The sequence below is a fragment of the Xanthomonas fragariae genome, from assembly GCF_900183975.1.
Classification (GTDB): domain Bacteria; phylum Pseudomonadota; class Gammaproteobacteria; order Xanthomonadales; family Xanthomonadaceae; genus Xanthomonas; species Xanthomonas fragariae.
In genome coordinates this window covers 967,336-983,242 of the sequence record NZ_LT853882.1, presented here as the reverse complement: position 1 = coordinate 983,242, position 15,907 = coordinate 967,336, and the positions used below count along the sequence as shown (strand labels likewise).

Here is a 15,907-nt window from a genome sequence, read left to right as displayed (position 1 = left end):
GTGTTATGAACTTTGCCCTTGTCACGCTAACGTATACGGATGAAGCCTCGTAAGCCTTATTCCACCGATATTTCCGACGAAGAATGGGCCTTTGCGGCTCCCTATTTGACGCTGATGGACGTGCAGGCACCGCAGCGCAAGTATGAGCTACGCGCGATGTTCAACGCACTGCGGTGGATCGCGCGCGCCGGCGCACCATGGCGATTGCTTCCCAACGATTTTCCGCCCTGGGAAGCGGTGTATCAGCAAACACAGCGCTGGCTGCAAGCGGGCTGCTTTGAGGCCATGGTCAGTGATCTGCGCTCACTCTTGCGTGTGGCGCAAGGGAAAAAAGGCCAGCCGAGCGCGGTCATTTTCGATGCTCGCACGCTGCAGTCCACCTGCGAAAGCGGGCCGCGTGCTGGATACGATGGCTATAAACGCAAGAAAGGCAGCAAGGTACACATGGCCGTCGATACGCTTGGACATCTGCTCGCTGTCCAGGTGACGCCGGCTAATGAGCAGGAGCGCGCGCAAGTCCGATCGTTGGCACAAGAGGTACAACACGTGACCGGTGAAACGGTCAAGATCGCCTTTGTTGATCAGGGCTACACCGGTCAAGAACCGGCGCAGGCGGCCACGGAAGAAGGCATTGAGTTGCAAGTGATCAAGCTGCAAGAAGCGAAAAAAGGCTTTGTCTTGCTGCCGCGCCGTTGGGTTGTCGAGCGCAGCTTCGGATGGGCCAATCGTTTCAGACGGCTGGCACGCGACTACGAGCGATTGCCGGAAACCTTGGCCGGTTTGCACTTCGTCGTCTTCACGATCCTGATGCTTGGAAATGCAGCCACCCTCTTTCAAAGTTCATAACACGCTCTAAGAAGCTTCTACGGGCAGCTGCACCGTATTGACCAACATGCGGTACTCACGCGGCGTCATCCCCGCCGCAGCCTTGAACTGCCGCGTAAACGCGCTTTGATCGCTGAAACCGCAGGCATGTCCAATTTCGGTCACGCTCTTGCTTCCGTGCAATAGATGCATCGCCATCTGCAGACGCAGCTTGGCCAGCACTTGTTGCGGAGTGAGCTGGAACACTTTGCGAAACGAGCGCTGCAGCTTGGACATCGAAAAACCGGTGATCTCTACCAGCGCCTGCATACGCACGTTCTGCGCGTAATTGGCGTTGAGGTAGGCCAGCGCAAGCCGCAGTTTTTCGTAATGCGATTCGTGCCCGTCCTGCGGCCCCAGATCGCGCGAAATGCCGATGATGCCCTGCACCTTGTTATCTACCAGCAGCGGCCGTTTGCAGGTGAGACACCAGCCCGGTTCGCGGTTGGCGAACAGGTGCAGCTCCAGCACGTTGTCGATGACTGCACCAGCCAGCACCTGCTCATCCTGATTGGCGTAGTTGGCGCCCAAGCCGCTCGGATACACCTCGGCCACGCGCTTGCCGATCAGTTCCTTGCGCGACTTCAGCCCCAGGCGTCGCAGCATGGTCTGGTTGACGTGGGTGTAGCGGCCCTCGCGATCCTTGACGAAGAGCAATACGTCCGGCACGGCATCGAACAACGCTTCCAGATCGGCAGGATCGATGCTCTTCATGCGGGAGGATTCATACAAGGCAATGGACTCGGGATCGGGAAAGGCGCAGCCAGACACTCCGCGCGCTATCGACACAGCACCACGCACGCAGCGCCATGATACGCCGCACACACGATCGGCTTGCCTACCTTCTTGCTCAGCACGGCTGGTTGACCACATTGGCCGCATTAGCCGCAGCCGGTGTGGCCTTGGCATCCACCGCCGCACCGGTAGGGTTTAGAGCGTCTAACAAAACCCCCTTGAATCTTGTCTCGCCGGTGGCAAAATTGCGGACATGACACGTCGCAAAGAGATCCCCATTGCGCTGTGGAAGCGCATCGAGCCGCTGATTCCGCAAGTGAAGCGTTCGCCCAAAGGTGGACGGCCGCGTATCAGTGATCAGCAAGCCCTCAACGGCATTGTCTGTGTCCTGCGCACGGGCGTGCCGTTGGAAGGAAGACCTGCCTGTGGAACTCGGTTATGGCAGCGGCATGACCTGCTGGCGCCGGTTGCGTGATTGGCAGGCCGCCAGTGTGTGGCATCGTCTGCATCAGGTGTTGCTGGCCGAGCTACGTCGCGCTCAGACGCTGGACCTGAGCCGAGCTGGTCTGGACGCCGCTAGCGTAGCCTCCCCCCGGGGGGCCTATATACCGGGCCGAACCCGACCGATCGCGGCAAACGCGGCAGCAAACGGCATCTGATCGTCGATCGCAACGGCATCCCCTTGGCGGTGTGCGTCACCGGCGCCAATCGGCACGACTCGGTCGTGTTCGAGGAGTTGATCGACGCCTTGCCGCCAATTGGTGGCAAACCAGGGCGCCCGCGACGTTGGCCAGACAAATTGCACGCCGACAAGGCTTACGACATCGACCACTGTCGCGCCTTCCTCAAGCAGCGCGGCATCATTGCGCGGATCGCACGCAAGGGGATCGCGCGCAACGACCGGTTGGGCCGCCATCGCTGGGTCGTCGAGCGCACCCATGCCTGGTTCGCAGGCATGGGCAAACTGCGCATCCGCTTTGAACGCCGCATCGATCTCCACTTGGCGTTGCTCTCGCTTGCTTGCTCCATCATCTGCTTACGGCTTCTTCCTGGGTTTTGTTAGCCACTCTAAGAGTGGCTGACAAAACGACTGCGCTCACCATCAGGCGGGCGCGGCCGGTGCTCGGAATCGGCATGTGCCACGCGTACACTTCGGTTCCTACGCGCCGTCCGCACCCACCTGGCGGCTGCTCGCTACGTTTTGTTATCCACTCTAAGTGCTGTTTTTGCTGGAACGGCTGCTTTCGCATACTATGCTTGGACAATTTATTCATCGATTGGCTGGATGTTTGGCGCGGCGGGTGTAATTTATGTGCTGTTTGCAGGTCGCGCAGGCGTAATAGTCTATGACTGGTTTTTGATCCGCATTCAATCCACTTTTCAGTTGAGGCAGTTTTTATTCGGCTTGTACCTAGCCATTTTCCTGCTTGCTTTCCTGTGTGTTAGCTTTGTTGCATTCGTCGCAGGGAGAATCTAGCTCGCATCTTAAGGTTTCAAAAATGAGGGAAGAGTAGCCTAAGGCTATGGACAAAAATAAAATCACCTGTTGACCTTTTTATGCTGCGAGGTTGGATTGCGTTGGTTCTAAATATAAGTGTGTATTTTATTTTGTCAAGTCACCTCTTAATTAAGTGCAATTTAAACATATTCGTTAAAAGCTCAATCAAAAATCTTCTTTAAGGATTTTCTGGAATGACAAAAGCCGCGTTGTAATCCATCACGTCCGCAAAGGCAAGATTGATTGAAGAGCTTTGCAAATTGGAAGGGCAAGAAAACAAATTGCGGCAAGATCAGGCTGTCGAAGCTTTCAATGAGGTGGTCAAGCTACTTGGAAATTTTGCCAAGCACTTCAATACTCAGCAGCGTTCGGAAATTGCGGGCTTTGACATTCACGGAGCGGCAGAGCCCAAGAGGGCAGCTCCTTCAAAGAAGGGGGGGCGCCCCAAATACTGGCTGCCTCATACGCAAGAGACTTGGCCGGGTCGCGGCCGAACGCCTAAGCCCTTCACCATTTGGCAGGGCAGTGCTTCTTACAAAGAGTGGAAAGCCAAGCACCCGGATGAGAAGTTTCCGGCTTTCCCAGGCTGAGGCTTGCGAATGCCGAGGTAACGAGTCGCACCTGAAAAACCCCAAACCACCCAACGACCGCAAGGCCTTGATGTCTGCACCGGCGTGCCAAAACTACCAGTGTTCGCTACGCTGAAGGCTGGTTTCTGGCAATTTTCACTCATGCGTACACGCCGTCCTGCTGCCGAAGACATGCCTGACGATGAGTTGTTTCGTTCGCGGCTGGAGAACCAGATCGATCTGCGTCATCCGCTGGCGCGGCTGAGCCAACGGATGCCGTGGACGGCGTTGGAGCAAGCACTTTCATCGCGCTTGCCGGCCACCCAGGCCGGTGGCGGTCGGCCGGCATTGCCGGTGCGGCTGATTGCCGGTTTGCTCTACCTCAAACACGCCTACGACCTGTCCGATGAAACGGTGTGCGAGCGTTGGCTGGAGAATCCGTACTGGCAGTTTTTCACTGGCGAGGTCGTGTTCCAGACGCGTTTGCCGTGCGATGCCAGCTCGCTGACGCGCTGGCGGCAGCGCCTGGGTGAGGCCGGGATGGAAGAGCTGCTGGCGCACACCATCAACGCCGCGCATGCGATGCAGGCGGTGGACGCACGCGAGTTGTCGCGGGTGATCGTGGACACCACGGTGCAAGAGAAGGCGATCGCCTATCCGACCGACAGCCGTTTGCTGGAGGTGGCACGCAAGAAGCTGGTGTTACTGGCCAAGCGGCACGGCATCGGATTGCGGCAGAGCTACGCGCGGCAAGGCCCGGCCCTGAGCCGCAAGGCAATGCGCGCCAGTTCAAGCGCATGCGGCGCGTCCTGCGACGTCAACGCACAGTGCTGGGACGGCTCGTGCGCGACATCCAACGCAAACTCGATCAGGTAAACACCGGCGTGCGCGAGCGCATCGCTGTCTGGCTGGAACGTACGCAACGGCTGTACACGCAGCGTCCGAAGGACAAACAAAAACTGTACGCATTGCATGCCCCGGAAGTGGAATGCATCGGCAAGGGCAAGGCGCGTCAAGCGTACGAATTCGGCGTCAAGGTCGGCATTGCAGTCACCGCCTGCAAGGGATTGGTCGTGGGTGCGCGCAGCTTCCCGGGCAACCCGTACGACGGCGATACCTTGGCCGAGCAGCTGGAGCAGACACGCGGGTTGCTGCAGGATGTGAGCGTAGAACCGACGGTGGCGATCGTGGACCTGGGCGATCGCGGGCGCGCGGTCGATGGCGTGCAGGTCCTGCATCGCGGCAAGGCCAAGACGCTGACGCGACGGCAATGGCGCTGGATCAAGCGACGGCAGGCGGTGGAGCCGGTGATCGGACATCTGAAAGACGACTGCCGGTTGCGTCGCTGCAGGCTGAAAGGTGCCCAAGGCGATGCGCTGCACGTGCTCGGCTGCGCCGCTGGCTACAACCTGCGCTGGCTGCTGCGCTGGATCGCGTTTTTGCGTGCCTGGATGCGGGCGATGGGATGGTCATCCTTGAGTGCCGTGCCGCTGTCACCGACGGCACTTGGCACTTGAAGGGGATTTTTCAGGGACGGCTAATGACGCTTGCGGCATAGCGGTGGTGCGGCGCGGCACTGCATTTTCCGGATGCAGCGCATTCCAGTCGAATGCAAAGTCGTAAATCGACGCTCCGGACTGGGCCGACCACGAAGGCCCCATCTCCTCCTGCGTAAGTGTCTCGAGATTCCAGCCGCTTTCATGCGCCTGCGGCAAACCACCCGCTTGATGCACTGCATCCCGGTCGAATGCAAAGTTGGAACTCGACGCCTCGGGCTGGGCCAACCACGAAGGTGCCATCAACTCATCCGCAAGTGTCTCGAAATCCAAGTCGCTTTGAGGCGGCGGCTGAAAACCATCCACTTCATCCAGTGCATCCCAGTCGAATTCGGATATGGAAACAGTGAAGTGGCACAAGGTTAGCCCCCCCCCCCCGGCAACACACTTGATAATCATTCCCATCAAGTGCAGGATGATCGCCACTTCCCTTGGGCGGCCCCTTACATGGCGTTCGCGGTTGGCGTTCTCAATGCAGTCCCAAGCGTGCAGGTCTGCGAGCTGTTGGGCCGCATCGGCTATGGCTTTGTGGTGATCGATCTGGAGCATGTGCTGCGTGCGCCAGACGCGCTGGAACACGCCATCCGCGCGTGCGAGCTCTCCGGCTGCGAGGCCTGGGTGCGTGTGCCTGAGGTGGACGAAAAGCTGATCGGCCGCGTACTCGATGCTGGTGCGCGTGGGATCGTGATTCCGCGTAGCGAATCGGCGGCGCAACTCGCTAACGCCATCGCCGCCGCACGCTTCCCGCCGCTGGGCCGGCGTGGAATCACCGGTGGCCGCGTCACTGGCTTCGGCGACGTCGATCTGCCCACTTATATCGCACAGGCAAATCGCGATATCCGCATCGTGCCGATGATCGAAAGCGCAGCCGGCATTGCCGCATTGCCCAAAATGCTTGCGGTGCCCGGCGTGGCGCTGGTGATGGAAGGCGCGTTGGATCTTGCGCTGGACCTGGGCCTTGGACCGCACCCCACCCATCCGCAGGTGTGGGAACTACTGCTGCAACTACATGCGCAATGCCGTGCCGCCGATGTGCCGTTCTGCCCTAACCCGCGCACCGATGCGCAGCGTGCGCACTGGCTGCGACAGCCGGAGCTGCGCTGGCTGCTCGCCGGGGAAGATCGTGCCTTAATTCAACGCGCACTGCGCAGCCACTTGGCCACGTTTGCCGCGCCCACGTCACTCCCCGCCCGCAGGAGCACGCCGTAGATGTCGACGTTGCGTTTCCAAGCCCTGGCCATCGCCATCGCTGCGGCCACTGCAACCATGCCGCTGTCGGCGTTCGCAGTCGATACGCCGGATGCCGATACCACTGATGGCACCACGCCGATCCTTAGGCTGGACGCGATCCAGGTAGAAGGCAGCCTGCTCGGTCGCTCCAGCCCTGACGATGTGCAGCGTTATGCCGGTAGCCGCCAGGTGATCGATCGCGAACAACTGCGCAACGGTGGCAACCGTTCGCTGGACGATGCGTTGCAGCGCGTGCCGGGCATCAAGATCTTCGATGAGACCGGTACCGGCGCGCTGCCGCAGCTGATGCTGCGTGGTCTGTACGAAAGCCGCAGCGGCCGTGTGCAGGTGCTGGAAGACGGCATTGCGCTTGCATTGGCATCTTACGGGCAGACCAGCTTGTCGCTGTTTCCGGTGGGTCTGAATCAGATCGATCGCATCGACATCGTGCGCGGCGGCGCGGCCGTGCAGTACGGGCCGAACAACGTTGGCGGGGTGATCAATCTGATCAGCAAGCAGATCCCCAGCGAATGGAGCACCACGCTGGCGCACAAGATCACCGCAGGCGGCCAGGGCCATTTTCTGCAGGACAGCGCGCTCAGTAGCGGCGGCTATCTCGCCAACAACTTCGGCATGCAGGTCGATGCTAATCGCACCGACGGCGCGTATTGGCGCGCGCATAGCGATACCGACATCAGCAATCTGCGCGTGCGTGCCGAATGGTGGCTGGACGGCACCAAATTGCTGAAGGCTAGCGTGCAGCGCTATCTGGTCGACATGGATCTGGCCGGTGCGTTGAGCCCTGACGCCTACCGTGGCGACCCGCGCCAGTCCACGCGCCCGCTGGACAGCTTCAACGGCCGCACCACGCGTGCGTCGCTGGGCTACGAACAGTTGCTGGGCGATTGGGGTCCGATGAAGGATGTGCGCCTGAACTGGACCACTTTCAGCGCGCGTAGCAGCCGCAATTTCATCGTCGGCATGCGTCAGGCAGCCACCGAAACCTGGCGCTCGGATCTGCCGCCGCAACTGCGCCAGACCGCACCGCGCAACTTCCGTGTAGTCGGCAGCGAACCGCAGCTAACCTGGAGCATGGGCGATGCCGGTGGCGTGCGTCAGCAGTGGAGTGCCGGTGCGCGTGCGGTGCGTGAGGACATCGATTTTCTGGTCGGCAACCTGCGTCTGCGCGATGGGTTATTCACCACCGTGCGCGACTGGCGGTTCGAAGACCGCGCACTGGCGGCCTATGTCAGCAACGCGATCACGCTGCCCGACGAACGCGTGACCATCACCCCGGGCCTGCGTTACGAACGCTTGGATTCGCACTATTTCAATCGTGCCACCGGCGTGCGCACGCTCAACCAGACCCGCGATGTATTGCCGGGTTTGACAGTCGGGTTTCAAGCCGACGAACACTGGTTTTTCTATGCGGATGGGCAGCGTTCGATGCGCGCGCCACAGGTCACCCAGATCATCTTCGGCAACAATCTGGATGCCGAACTGGCCTGGAATTACGAAGCCGGCGCGCGTTATCAGCCCAACGATCGCACCCGCATCCAGCTCGGTGCGTATCTGATCGATTTCAATCAGCAGATCCAGCTGGACAACACCACGCGCGCATTCGGCAATCTCGGCAAGACCCGTCATCAAGGCGGCGAGCTGGAACTGCAGTGGAGCCCGGAGCAGCTACGCGCACTGACGCTCAACGCCGGCTACGCCTATCTGGATGCCAGCCAGGAATCGGGCGCCTTCCGCGGCTTGCGCGTGCCCTACACCTCGCGCAATCAGATCACCCTGAGCGGCAATTACGTGTTCGGTCGCACCACTGTCGCACTGTCGAGCGACTACTTCAGCAAGGTCTACAGCGATGCGGCCAACACCGTGCAAGAAAACGCCATCGCCTCGGTCGGTGAATTGCCGTCGTACTGGGTGTGGAACACACAGGTGAGCCATATCTTGTTGGAACGCAACGGACAAAAGTTCAGCGCATCGCTGGCGATCAATAATCTGTTCGATCGGCAGTACTGGTTCCGCGGTGTGGATACCAGCCCGTGGGGACGTCAGGCCGCACCTGCGCGCACGTTCACAGCAGGGCTGGAATACACGTTCTGAGATAAACCCGGTGATCGCATCGACCACCGCAGCTGTAACGTCGCGCACGATGCGCGCCTGACGCCGCAACGCGGCGATGCGATTACGACGTCGCAGGCCACCCAGCGCTGCCGCACGCAGCGCAAGGCAGCCCGTTTCAATAACGGTTTTTCCAACGTCCTGTTGAATGAGAGCTGCCATGACTGCGACATCCGCTACACCGTTGGTGATCCTCACCCATGTCTGCCATCCGGCCATCACCGAAGGCTTTCTGCCAGCCGCGCACGCGCTGGGCCTGCCGGTGTGGCTGCTGACCGATCATCGACTCGATCACCTCAGCCATTTTCGCGAGCACCCGACGCATGCGCCGCAGCGGGTGATCGAATGTGATGTATTCAATCCGCTCGGCGTGCTGGATGTGCTGCACGACGCCGATGCATCGCCGCGCGCAGTGTTCAGCAACAGCGATCATCTGCAGACCAGCACCGCATTGGTCGCTGCAGGTCTTAGCCTACCGGGCAAGGACTGGCAGGTGTGCTACGCGGCCAAGAACAAGGCGGCAATGCGCCAGCGTTTGCGTGCGCGTGGACTGCCATCGCCGTGGTTCTGCACGCTGGCGCCAGGTGCCGCGCTGCCGGCCGGTATTCCGTGGCCGGTGGTCGCCAAACCGCGTGAAGGCGTCGCCAGCCTGGACGTGCGCCACTGCGCCGATGCCACGCAATTGCAGCGGTATCTTGACGATGTGTGGCAGCGCCATCCGCAGCGCACCGTGTTGCTGGAAGGCATGCTCGAAGGTGAGTTGTTTACGCTGGAAACGTTGGGCGATGGCCACAGGTTGCAGGCGCTGGGCGGTTTCAAGGTGCGGCTGTCGCCACCGCCGCATTTTGTCGAATGCGAAGCGCACTGGGATGCACGCGTGAACACGCCGGTGATTGCACAGGCGCTGCAACAACTGCGTGCCTTCGGCGTTGGCTTCGGGCTGTGCCATAGCGAATTCATCCTCACCGCCGACGGCCCGGTGCTGGTAGAGATCAACTACCGCAGCATCGGCGACCGCCGCGAAGTCCTGCTCGACGAGATGTTCGGCAAGCAGTGGTTCACTGCTGCACTGGCACCGCACCTGGGCTTGCCGCTGCCGCAGCTGCACAGCGATCGTGCACATGCATTGCTGCGTTACTACATCGCAGAGCATGACGGCGAACTGGTGACTGCCAGCGAAGACCGTCGTCATCACGATGCGCACAGCGATGTGCAGTACCGGCGCATGCGCATGCCGGGCGAGCGCATCCGGCTTAGCCATTCCAACAAGGATTACCTGGGCGTACTGAGCGCGCTGGCCAGCGACGCGCAGACGCTGGAACAAGCGGTGGTGCATGCCGAAGCGGGCTTGCAATGGCGGATCGAAAGCGCGGAGCTGCGCGTATGAGCAGCACGGCCGACCACCGTTATATCGCCACCCGCATCATCGACGCGTGCCTGCGCGAAGACCTGCGCGGGATTGCCACGCACGGCAGTGCTGCAACACCCGACGCAACGGTTCTGGCGGCATGGACCGACCCAAGCCCGGCGGAAGGCTGGTGGCGCATCGCGCACTTGCCCAACGGAATGCTGTGGTTGCCGATTCATCGGCAAGGTTATCTGCAGGACATCAGCGCCTGCGGCGACAGCTGGATCGTGCAGACTGCCGATGGCGCGATCGTAGAACGCGGTGCGCAGGAATGGTTGCAGCGCATCAGTGCCCGGCTCGACAGACAGACGCAGCTGCTGCATCGCGCCTATGCCGAGGAAGCCGAATGCGCCGCCGCGCACCGTTGCCTGGCGCGTCAGGCGTATGACGAACAAGCGCCTGCGCTGATCACCGCCTTGCAGCATGTCGATGCTGCCGAGCGTGCGTATCGCTGCGATCAATTGGCAAGCTACCGCGACCATCCGTTCTATCCGACTGCACGCGCCAAGGTCGGGCTGGATGCAGCGCAATTGCGCGATTACGCGCCAGAATTCGCGCCTACCTTCGCGCTGCGCTGGCTGGCGATCGCGCGTACGTCGGTCACCTGCACCAGCACGCCGCCAGCCGCGCTATGGCCGGATTTCGCCACACTGGGGCTGCCATCCGAACTGGCCGACACGCATGTCGCCTGGCCGGTGCATCCGCTGGTATGGGCACGCCTGGAGCAGGAGGACTTCGCGCTTCCCGCAGGCACCTTGCGTGCACCGCATGCATGGCTGGACGTACGCCCTACGCTATCGGTGCGCACATTGGTGCCGTTGCAGCATCCGCAGTTGCATCTCAAGTTGCCGATCCCGATGCGCACGCTGGGCGCGCTCAATCTGCGTCTGATCAAGCCATCCACGCTATACGACGGCCATTGGTTGGAGCGCGCGCTACGGCGCATCGATACGCTGGACCCGGCACTGCACGGCCGCTGCGTGTACGTGGACGAGTCGCATGGCGGGCACCTCGGTGACACCCGCCATCTGGCCTATCTGGTGCGAAGTTATCCGCCGCTGGACGACGCCACGCTGGTGCCGGTTGCCGCGCTGTGTGCGCTGTTGCCGGATGGCCGCCCGATGGCGATCCATCTGACCGAGCGGTTCGCACATGGCGATGTACTCAGTTGGTGGCGCGACTACACCGAGCTTCTGCTCGCCGTGCATCTGCGCTTGTGGCTGCGCTACGGCATCGCGCTGGAAGCCAACCAGCAGAACAGCGTGCTGGTCTATGCCGACGGCCAACCAACGCGACTGTTGATGAAGGACAACGATGCCGCGCGCATCGCCATGCCGCAGTTGCGTGCGCAGCTGCCGGAGTTAGATGCGCTGGGCCCGCTGCACGATGCGCGTATCGCGGTGGACGATTCGCAGGCACTGGCGCAGATGTTCTGCACCATCGTGCTGCAACTGGACCTGCAAGCGGTGCTGGAAGGTCTGGCCGACTGGCAGCCCGCACTGCGTGCGCCGCTGTACACGCAGTTGCAAGCGCAATTGGCGTTGACGCTGGCGCAGCTGGATGTCGACGGCATCGACACCGCACCCGCACGCCAATTGCTGGCCGCGCCAAGGCTGCCAGTGAAATATCTGCTCAGCGCCGGCAGCCTGCTGAGCAAGCAGCTCACCGGTGCGAGGGACATCAACAAGTTCTACGGCGATAGTGCGCCCAATCCGTTTGGCGATGCGTTCGCCAACACCCATCACGCGCCGCGTCGGCAGGCAGGCGATCAGCGATGAAGCGCGTTTTAGGCCCCGTGCTGGCGGCGCATTATCTGGCGGCCTTCACCGCGTTGGGCATGCCGTTGTTTCTGCCGCAGGTATTGGCCGAATTGGCGCCATCGGCCGCGGTAGGCTGGAGCGGCGTGCTGTATGTGCTGCCGACGCTGTGCACAGCGTTGACGGCCAGCGCCTGGGGACGCTTGGCCGATCGCTATGGACGCAAGCGCTCGCTGCTGCGCGCGCAACTCGGGCTGGCGCTGGGCTTTGCGATGGCCGGCTTTGCGCCGTCGCTGACCTGGCTGGTAATCGGGCTGATTGTGCAAGGCGCCTGCGGCGGCTCGCTGGCGGCGGCCAATGCGTATCTGGCCAGCCAGCCGCAGGCCGGCACGTTGGCGCGCGCGCTCGACTGGACGCAATATTCGGCACGTCTGGCGATGGTCAGTGCGCCTGCATTGTTGGGTCTTGCATTGCCACTAGGCCCGGCGCAGTCGCTGTATCGCGCGCTTGCGGTATTGCCGCTGCTGGCATTTGCGCTGACGTGGCGTTTGCCGGCAGATCGACCAGCCGCTCGACCGAGGCCGTCCATTACAGCGTCAACGCCCTCCCAGCACACAGGTGTACCGCCCCTATCGACTCCAACAGCCACCTCAGCGCTGTGGCCCGCACTGCTGATCGCGCAATTCCTGTTCTGCTTTGCGATGGTAGTGACGTTCCCCTACTTCATCCCGTATGCGTTGGCGCGTGGCGCCGGCCATGATGCACTGGCCGGCCTGCTATATAGCCTGCCGCACCTGGTCTATCTGGTGGTACTGCCGTGGTGGCGACGCGGCGATGGCCAAGCGTGGCTGGTGCCTGGCCTGCTGGTGTTCGCACTTGCCTGCGTGTGGCAGGCGCTATTGCACGACGCCATCGCATTGGCGGTTGCGCGTGTGCTGTTCGGGTTTGGCATGTTGTTCGGCCTGCGTGGGCTCAACCGCAGCCTGGCGCTGGTCGCTAGCGGACATGGCGCCGGGCGCTTGTTCGGCCGCTTCGATGCCTGTGGCAAATGGGCCGGCGTGTTCGCCGGTGCTGCCGCCGGCGCGTTGGCACAGGCCGCCGGCCCGGCCGTCCCTTTCCTGGCTGCCGCATTGGCTGCGGCAGCCGCTGCGCTCACCGTCATGGTGCGCTTCCCTTCGAGGAGATCTGCCGATGTCGCCGCACACGATGCATGACCCCTGGTACGACAGCATGGCCGACGCGCAGGCCTGCACTTGCTGGTTGAACTGCTATCTGCGCGAATTCGCGATTCCGCAGCAGACGGTGCACTTCGATTATCGCGGGTTGGATCGCCCCGGTCCGCGCGTGGCCGAGCAGCGTTGGCTACGTATCGATCTGGGCCAAACCGGCGCACTGTGCGTGCGCATTGCCTATGCCGATCGCCTGGGCCGTTGCCGCTTGGCCTCCACGCCATTTCTCAAGATCGCCGGCCAACCGTGGCAGAGCCTGGATACGCACGCGTTGGCACGCTGCCTGGTGCAGTCGCTCGGTAGCATGCAGGCGGTCAACCCGGAGCTGCTCGCGCAAAGCGCCAATAGCGTGGCGATCACTGCTGCGTTATTGCGACACGCGCAGACCGCTGCGCCGACCGGTGAGGCGATGATCGATGCCGAACAATCGATGCTGTGGGGACATGCGCTGCATCCCACGCCGAAAAGCCGCGAAGGCATCGATCTTGCGCACGTGCTGGCCTGCGCACCGGAAGCACGCGCGGCGTTTCAGCTGTACTGGTTCCGCATCGATCCGCGGCTGTTGCGCATGCAGGGCCGCGATGTGCGTGCGAGCTTGCGGCAACTCTCCGGCAGTGACGATTTGTACCCATGCCATCCCTGGGAAGCGCAGCGTCTGCGCGAGAACCCGCTGCTACGCACGCTGCAGTTGCGTGGCTTGATCCAACCGATTGGCGTGCTCGGTGATGCACTGCGGCCGACCTCCTCGGTGCGCACGCTGTATCACCCGGAGCTGGACTATTTTCTCAAGTGTTCGGTGCATGTGCGGCTGACCAACTGCGTGCGCAAGAATGCGTGGTACGAGTTGGAAAGCGCAGTCGCGCTCACCGAGCTGCTAGCACCCAGCTGGCGCGCGCTGGCCACGCAGGTGCCCGGCTTCGATGTGATGCTGGAGCCGGCGGCCACGTCGTTGGATATTGCCCAGGTCGATCCCGCCTTGCATGACGCCGACCCGCTGGCGGCGCGTGCATTGTCGGAAAGCTTCGGCATCTTGTATCGGCAGGCCATTCCGGCGGCACAACGGGCGTGTTGGCAGCCGCAGGTCGCTGCCGCGTTGTTCACCTGCGATGCGCATGGCAACAGCGTGTGTGCAGCACGCATGCAGGCGCTGAGCAGCGTGCAGCTGGATCGCCACACCGCCACGCTGCGGTGGTTCCGCGCCTATGCCGGGCTGCTGCTGGATGGCGTGTGGAGTGCGTTGTTCCAGCACGGCATCGCATTGGAGCCGCATCTGCAGAACACGGTGATCGGTTTTGCTGATGGCTGGCCGACGCGTGTGTGGATCCGCGATCTGGAAGGCACCAAGCTGCTCGCACACCACTGGCCCACCACCCGCTTGCAGGACGTTAGCGAGCGTGCACGGCAATCGCTGTCCTACACGCCGGAACAAGGCTGGAATCGCGTGGCGTATTGCGCACTGGTCAACAATCTGGCCGAAGCGATCTTCCACCTCACCGAGGGCGATGCCGCGCTCGAAGCGCGCCTGTGGGAATGCGTGGGCGAGATCGCTGCACACTGGCAGCGACGCCATGGCGCGCAAGCCGCGTTGCAGGGCTTGATCGACGGCGCACCACTGCCCGGCAAGAACAACCTGGGCACGCGGCTGTGGCAACGCGCGGATCGTCAATCCGATTACACCGCGCTGCCCAATCCCATTCCACCGATCACAGCAGCACGGCAGGTGGCGGCATGAGCCTGGGCATCGACACCGCTGCATTGATGGATGCACTGCCACGCGTGCGCGAACGCAGCGATGGCCCGATCTGCGCGTATGTTTACGACTTAGCTGCCTTGGACGCGCATGCAGCATGGATGCGCGCGCAGCTGCCGGCGCAATGCGAGTTTTTCTATGCGGCAAAAGCCAATGCGGAGCCGCCGATCCTGCGTACGCTCGCGCCGCATGTGCAGGGCTTGGAGGCTGCATCCGGCGGCGAACTCGCCTGGCTGCATGCGCAGCAACCGCAGGCCGCGTTGTTGTTCGGTGGACCAGGCAAGCTCGATACCGAGCTTACCCAGGCCGCCGCGCTGCCCAACTGCACCGTGCATGTGGAAAGCCTGGACGAACTGGAACGTCTGGCCGCCATTGCGGCGCAGGCCGGCCGCTGCGTGCCAGTGTTTGTGCGCATGAATATCGCCGTGCCCGGCGCACAGAGCACGCGTTTGATGATGGGTGGGCAACCATCACCCTTCGGTTTGGACCCGGAGGATCTGGACGCGGCAATGCGGCAGCTGCGTGCCAGCCCGTCGCTGTGTCTGGAAGGCTTTCATTTCCACCTGATGTCGCACCAGCGCGACGCTGGCGCGCAATTGCATCTGGTCGCCGCCTACCTGCGCACCGTGCAGCAGTGGCGGCGGACCTATGGACTTGGACCGTTGCGGGTGAATGCAGGTGGCGGCTTCGGTGTGGATTATCTGTCGCCGCAGTCGTCGTTCGATTGGGCCAGCTTCTGCGCCGGGCTTCCTGCACTACTACGCGAACACGGCACCGATCTTCGTCTACGTCTGGAACCGGGCCGCTATGTCAGCGCCAGCTGCGGCTGGTACTTGATGGAAGTGCTGGATCTCAAACGCAGCCACGGCGCGTGGTTTGCGATCGCCCGCGGCGGCACCCATCACTTCCGCACCCCGGCCGCGCAAGCGCACGATCATCCGTTCCGTGTGCTGCGTGGCGATCGCGCGCCGGTGCTGCGCAACACGCCGGTCACGCTGGTTGGCCAGTTGTGCACGCCCAAGGACGTACTGGCACGCAATCAGCACGTCGCGGCGCTGGCACCGGGCGACTGTTTGGCCTTCCCCTTGGCCGGTGCGTATGCGTGGAATATTTCGCATCAACAATTCCTGATGCATCCGCCGCCGCAGATGGTGTTTTTTCCTTGAGCCCAGTCGGTGCGA

General features: G+C 62.2%; 11 protein-coding genes, 1 other RNA gene and 2 pseudogenes. 12 read left to right on the top strand and 2 right to left on the bottom strand.

Features of this window, described 5'->3' with window-relative positions:
- The first annotated feature begins 39 nt into the window (after positions 1 to 39).
- Entirely contained in the window at positions 40 to 846 is an 807-nt protein-coding gene (locus tag PD885_RS04480; RefSeq protein WP_002802516.1) for an IS5 family transposase, read from the top strand.
- 6 nt (positions 847 to 852) lie between these two features.
- Here PD885_RS04480 and PD885_RS04475 read toward each other — a convergent pair whose 3' ends face one another.
- Positions 853 to 1,578, bottom strand: a complete 726-nt coding sequence (locus PD885_RS04475; RefSeq protein WP_002807787.1) for an AraC family transcriptional regulator — start codon at positions 1,576 to 1,578, stop codon at positions 853 to 855.
- 274 nt (positions 1,579 to 1,852) lie between these two features.
- Here PD885_RS04475 and PD885_RS04470 point away from each other — a divergent pair.
- The 4 genes and pseudogenes from PD885_RS04470 (at position 1,853) to PD885_RS04450 (ending at position 5,183) form a co-directional block, all read left to right on the top strand.
- Positions 1,853 to 2,662: pseudogene (locus PD885_RS04470) on the top strand (IS5 family transposase).
- A 71-nt stretch (positions 2,663 to 2,733) separates the two neighbouring features.
- Positions 2,734 to 2,809, top strand: a non-coding RNA gene (locus PD885_RS04465) — sX9 sRNA.
- Between the two features lie 527 nt (positions 2,810 to 3,336).
- Positions 3,337 to 3,687 carry an H-NS family nucleoid-associated regulatory protein gene (locus PD885_RS04455; protein WP_002807779.1) on the top strand — a complete coding sequence of 117 codons (351 nt, stop codon included), beginning with the start codon at positions 3,337 to 3,339 and terminating at the stop codon, positions 3,685 to 3,687.
- A gap of 141 nt (positions 3,688 to 3,828) precedes the next feature.
- Positions 3,829 to 5,183: pseudogene (locus tag PD885_RS04450) on the top strand (IS5 family transposase).
- Here the strand turns inward: PD885_RS04450 and PD885_RS04445 are convergent.
- Entirely contained in the window at positions 5,160 to 5,648 is a 489-nt protein-coding gene (locus tag PD885_RS04445) for a hypothetical protein (protein WP_088056672.1), read from the bottom strand. The pseudogene PD885_RS04450 and the gene PD885_RS04445 sit on opposite strands and share 24 nt — an antisense overlap.
- Before the next feature lie 21 nt (positions 5,649 to 5,669).
- On the opposite strand from PD885_RS04445, the gene PD885_RS04440 reads away from it, so the two are divergent.
- From PD885_RS04440 to PD885_RS04410, 7 genes are all read left to right on the top strand, one after another.
- The gene (locus tag PD885_RS04440) at positions 5,670 to 6,431 is read left to right on the top strand and encodes an HpcH/HpaI aldolase family protein (protein WP_002807776.1); all 762 of its coding nucleotides are present in this window, start codon (positions 5,670 to 5,672) and stop codon (positions 6,429 to 6,431) included.
- Positions 6,432 to 8,564: a TonB-dependent receptor family protein gene (locus PD885_RS04435; protein ID WP_002807774.1), complete on the top strand. Its 2,133-nt coding sequence runs from the start codon at positions 6,432 to 6,434 to the stop codon at positions 8,562 to 8,564.
- A 178-nt stretch (positions 8,565 to 8,742) separates the two neighbouring features.
- Positions 8,743 to 9,969, top strand: coding sequence for a siderophore biosynthesis protein PvsA (locus PD885_RS04430; RefSeq protein ID WP_002807771.1), 1,227 nt, complete (start codon positions 8,743 to 8,745; stop codon positions 9,967 to 9,969).
- Positions 9,966 to 11,768, top strand: coding sequence for an IucA/IucC family siderophore biosynthesis protein (locus PD885_RS04425; RefSeq protein ID WP_002807769.1), 1,803 nt, complete (start codon positions 9,966 to 9,968; stop codon positions 11,766 to 11,768). The genes PD885_RS04430 and PD885_RS04425 overlap by 4 nt, the downstream gene beginning before the upstream one ends.
- The gene (locus tag PD885_RS04420; RefSeq protein WP_002807767.1) at positions 11,765 to 12,961 is read left to right on the top strand and encodes an MFS transporter; all 1,197 of its coding nucleotides are present in this window, start codon (positions 11,765 to 11,767) and stop codon (positions 12,959 to 12,961) included. The genes PD885_RS04425 and PD885_RS04420 overlap by 4 nt, the downstream gene beginning before the upstream one ends.
- Positions 12,939 to 14,708 (top strand): IucA/IucC family protein, encoded by a 1,770-nt coding sequence (locus tag PD885_RS04415; RefSeq protein WP_088056671.1) that lies wholly within the window; start codon positions 12,939 to 12,941, stop codon positions 14,706 to 14,708. The genes PD885_RS04420 and PD885_RS04415 overlap by 23 nt, the downstream gene beginning before the upstream one ends.
- Positions 14,705 to 15,892, top strand: coding sequence for a type III PLP-dependent enzyme (locus PD885_RS04410; protein ID WP_002807763.1), 1,188 nt, complete (start codon positions 14,705 to 14,707; stop codon positions 15,890 to 15,892). Before PD885_RS04415 ends, PD885_RS04410 begins: the two co-directional genes overlap by 4 nt.
- The last annotated feature ends 15 nt before the right edge of the window (positions 15,893 to 15,907 follow it).

Coding starts and splice junctions, on each gene's coding strand:
- PD885_RS04480 (WP_002802516.1), top strand. CDS start 40: ATGAAGCCTCGTAAGCCTTATTCCACCGATATTTCCGACGAAGAATGG.
- PD885_RS04440 (WP_002807776.1), top strand. CDS start 5,670: ATGGCGTTCGCGGTTGGCGTTCTCAATGCAGTCCCAAGCGTGCAGGTC.
- PD885_RS04475 (WP_002807787.1), bottom strand. CDS start 1,578: ATGAAGAGCATCGATCCTGCCGATCTGGAAGCGTTGTTCGATGCCGTG.
- PD885_RS04420 (WP_002807767.1), top strand. CDS start 11,765: ATGAAGCGCGTTTTAGGCCCCGTGCTGGCGGCGCATTATCTGGCGGCC.
- PD885_RS04435 (WP_002807774.1), top strand. CDS start 6,432: ATGTCGACGTTGCGTTTCCAAGCCCTGGCCATCGCCATCGCTGCGGCC.
- PD885_RS04430 (WP_002807771.1), top strand. CDS start 8,743: ATGACTGCGACATCCGCTACACCGTTGGTGATCCTCACCCATGTCTGC.
- PD885_RS04415 (WP_088056671.1), top strand. CDS start 12,939: ATGTCGCCGCACACGATGCATGACCCCTGGTACGACAGCATGGCCGAC.
- PD885_RS04410 (WP_002807763.1), top strand. CDS start 14,705: ATGAGCCTGGGCATCGACACCGCTGCATTGATGGATGCACTGCCACGC.
- PD885_RS04425 (WP_002807769.1), top strand. CDS start 9,966: ATGAGCAGCACGGCCGACCACCGTTATATCGCCACCCGCATCATCGAC.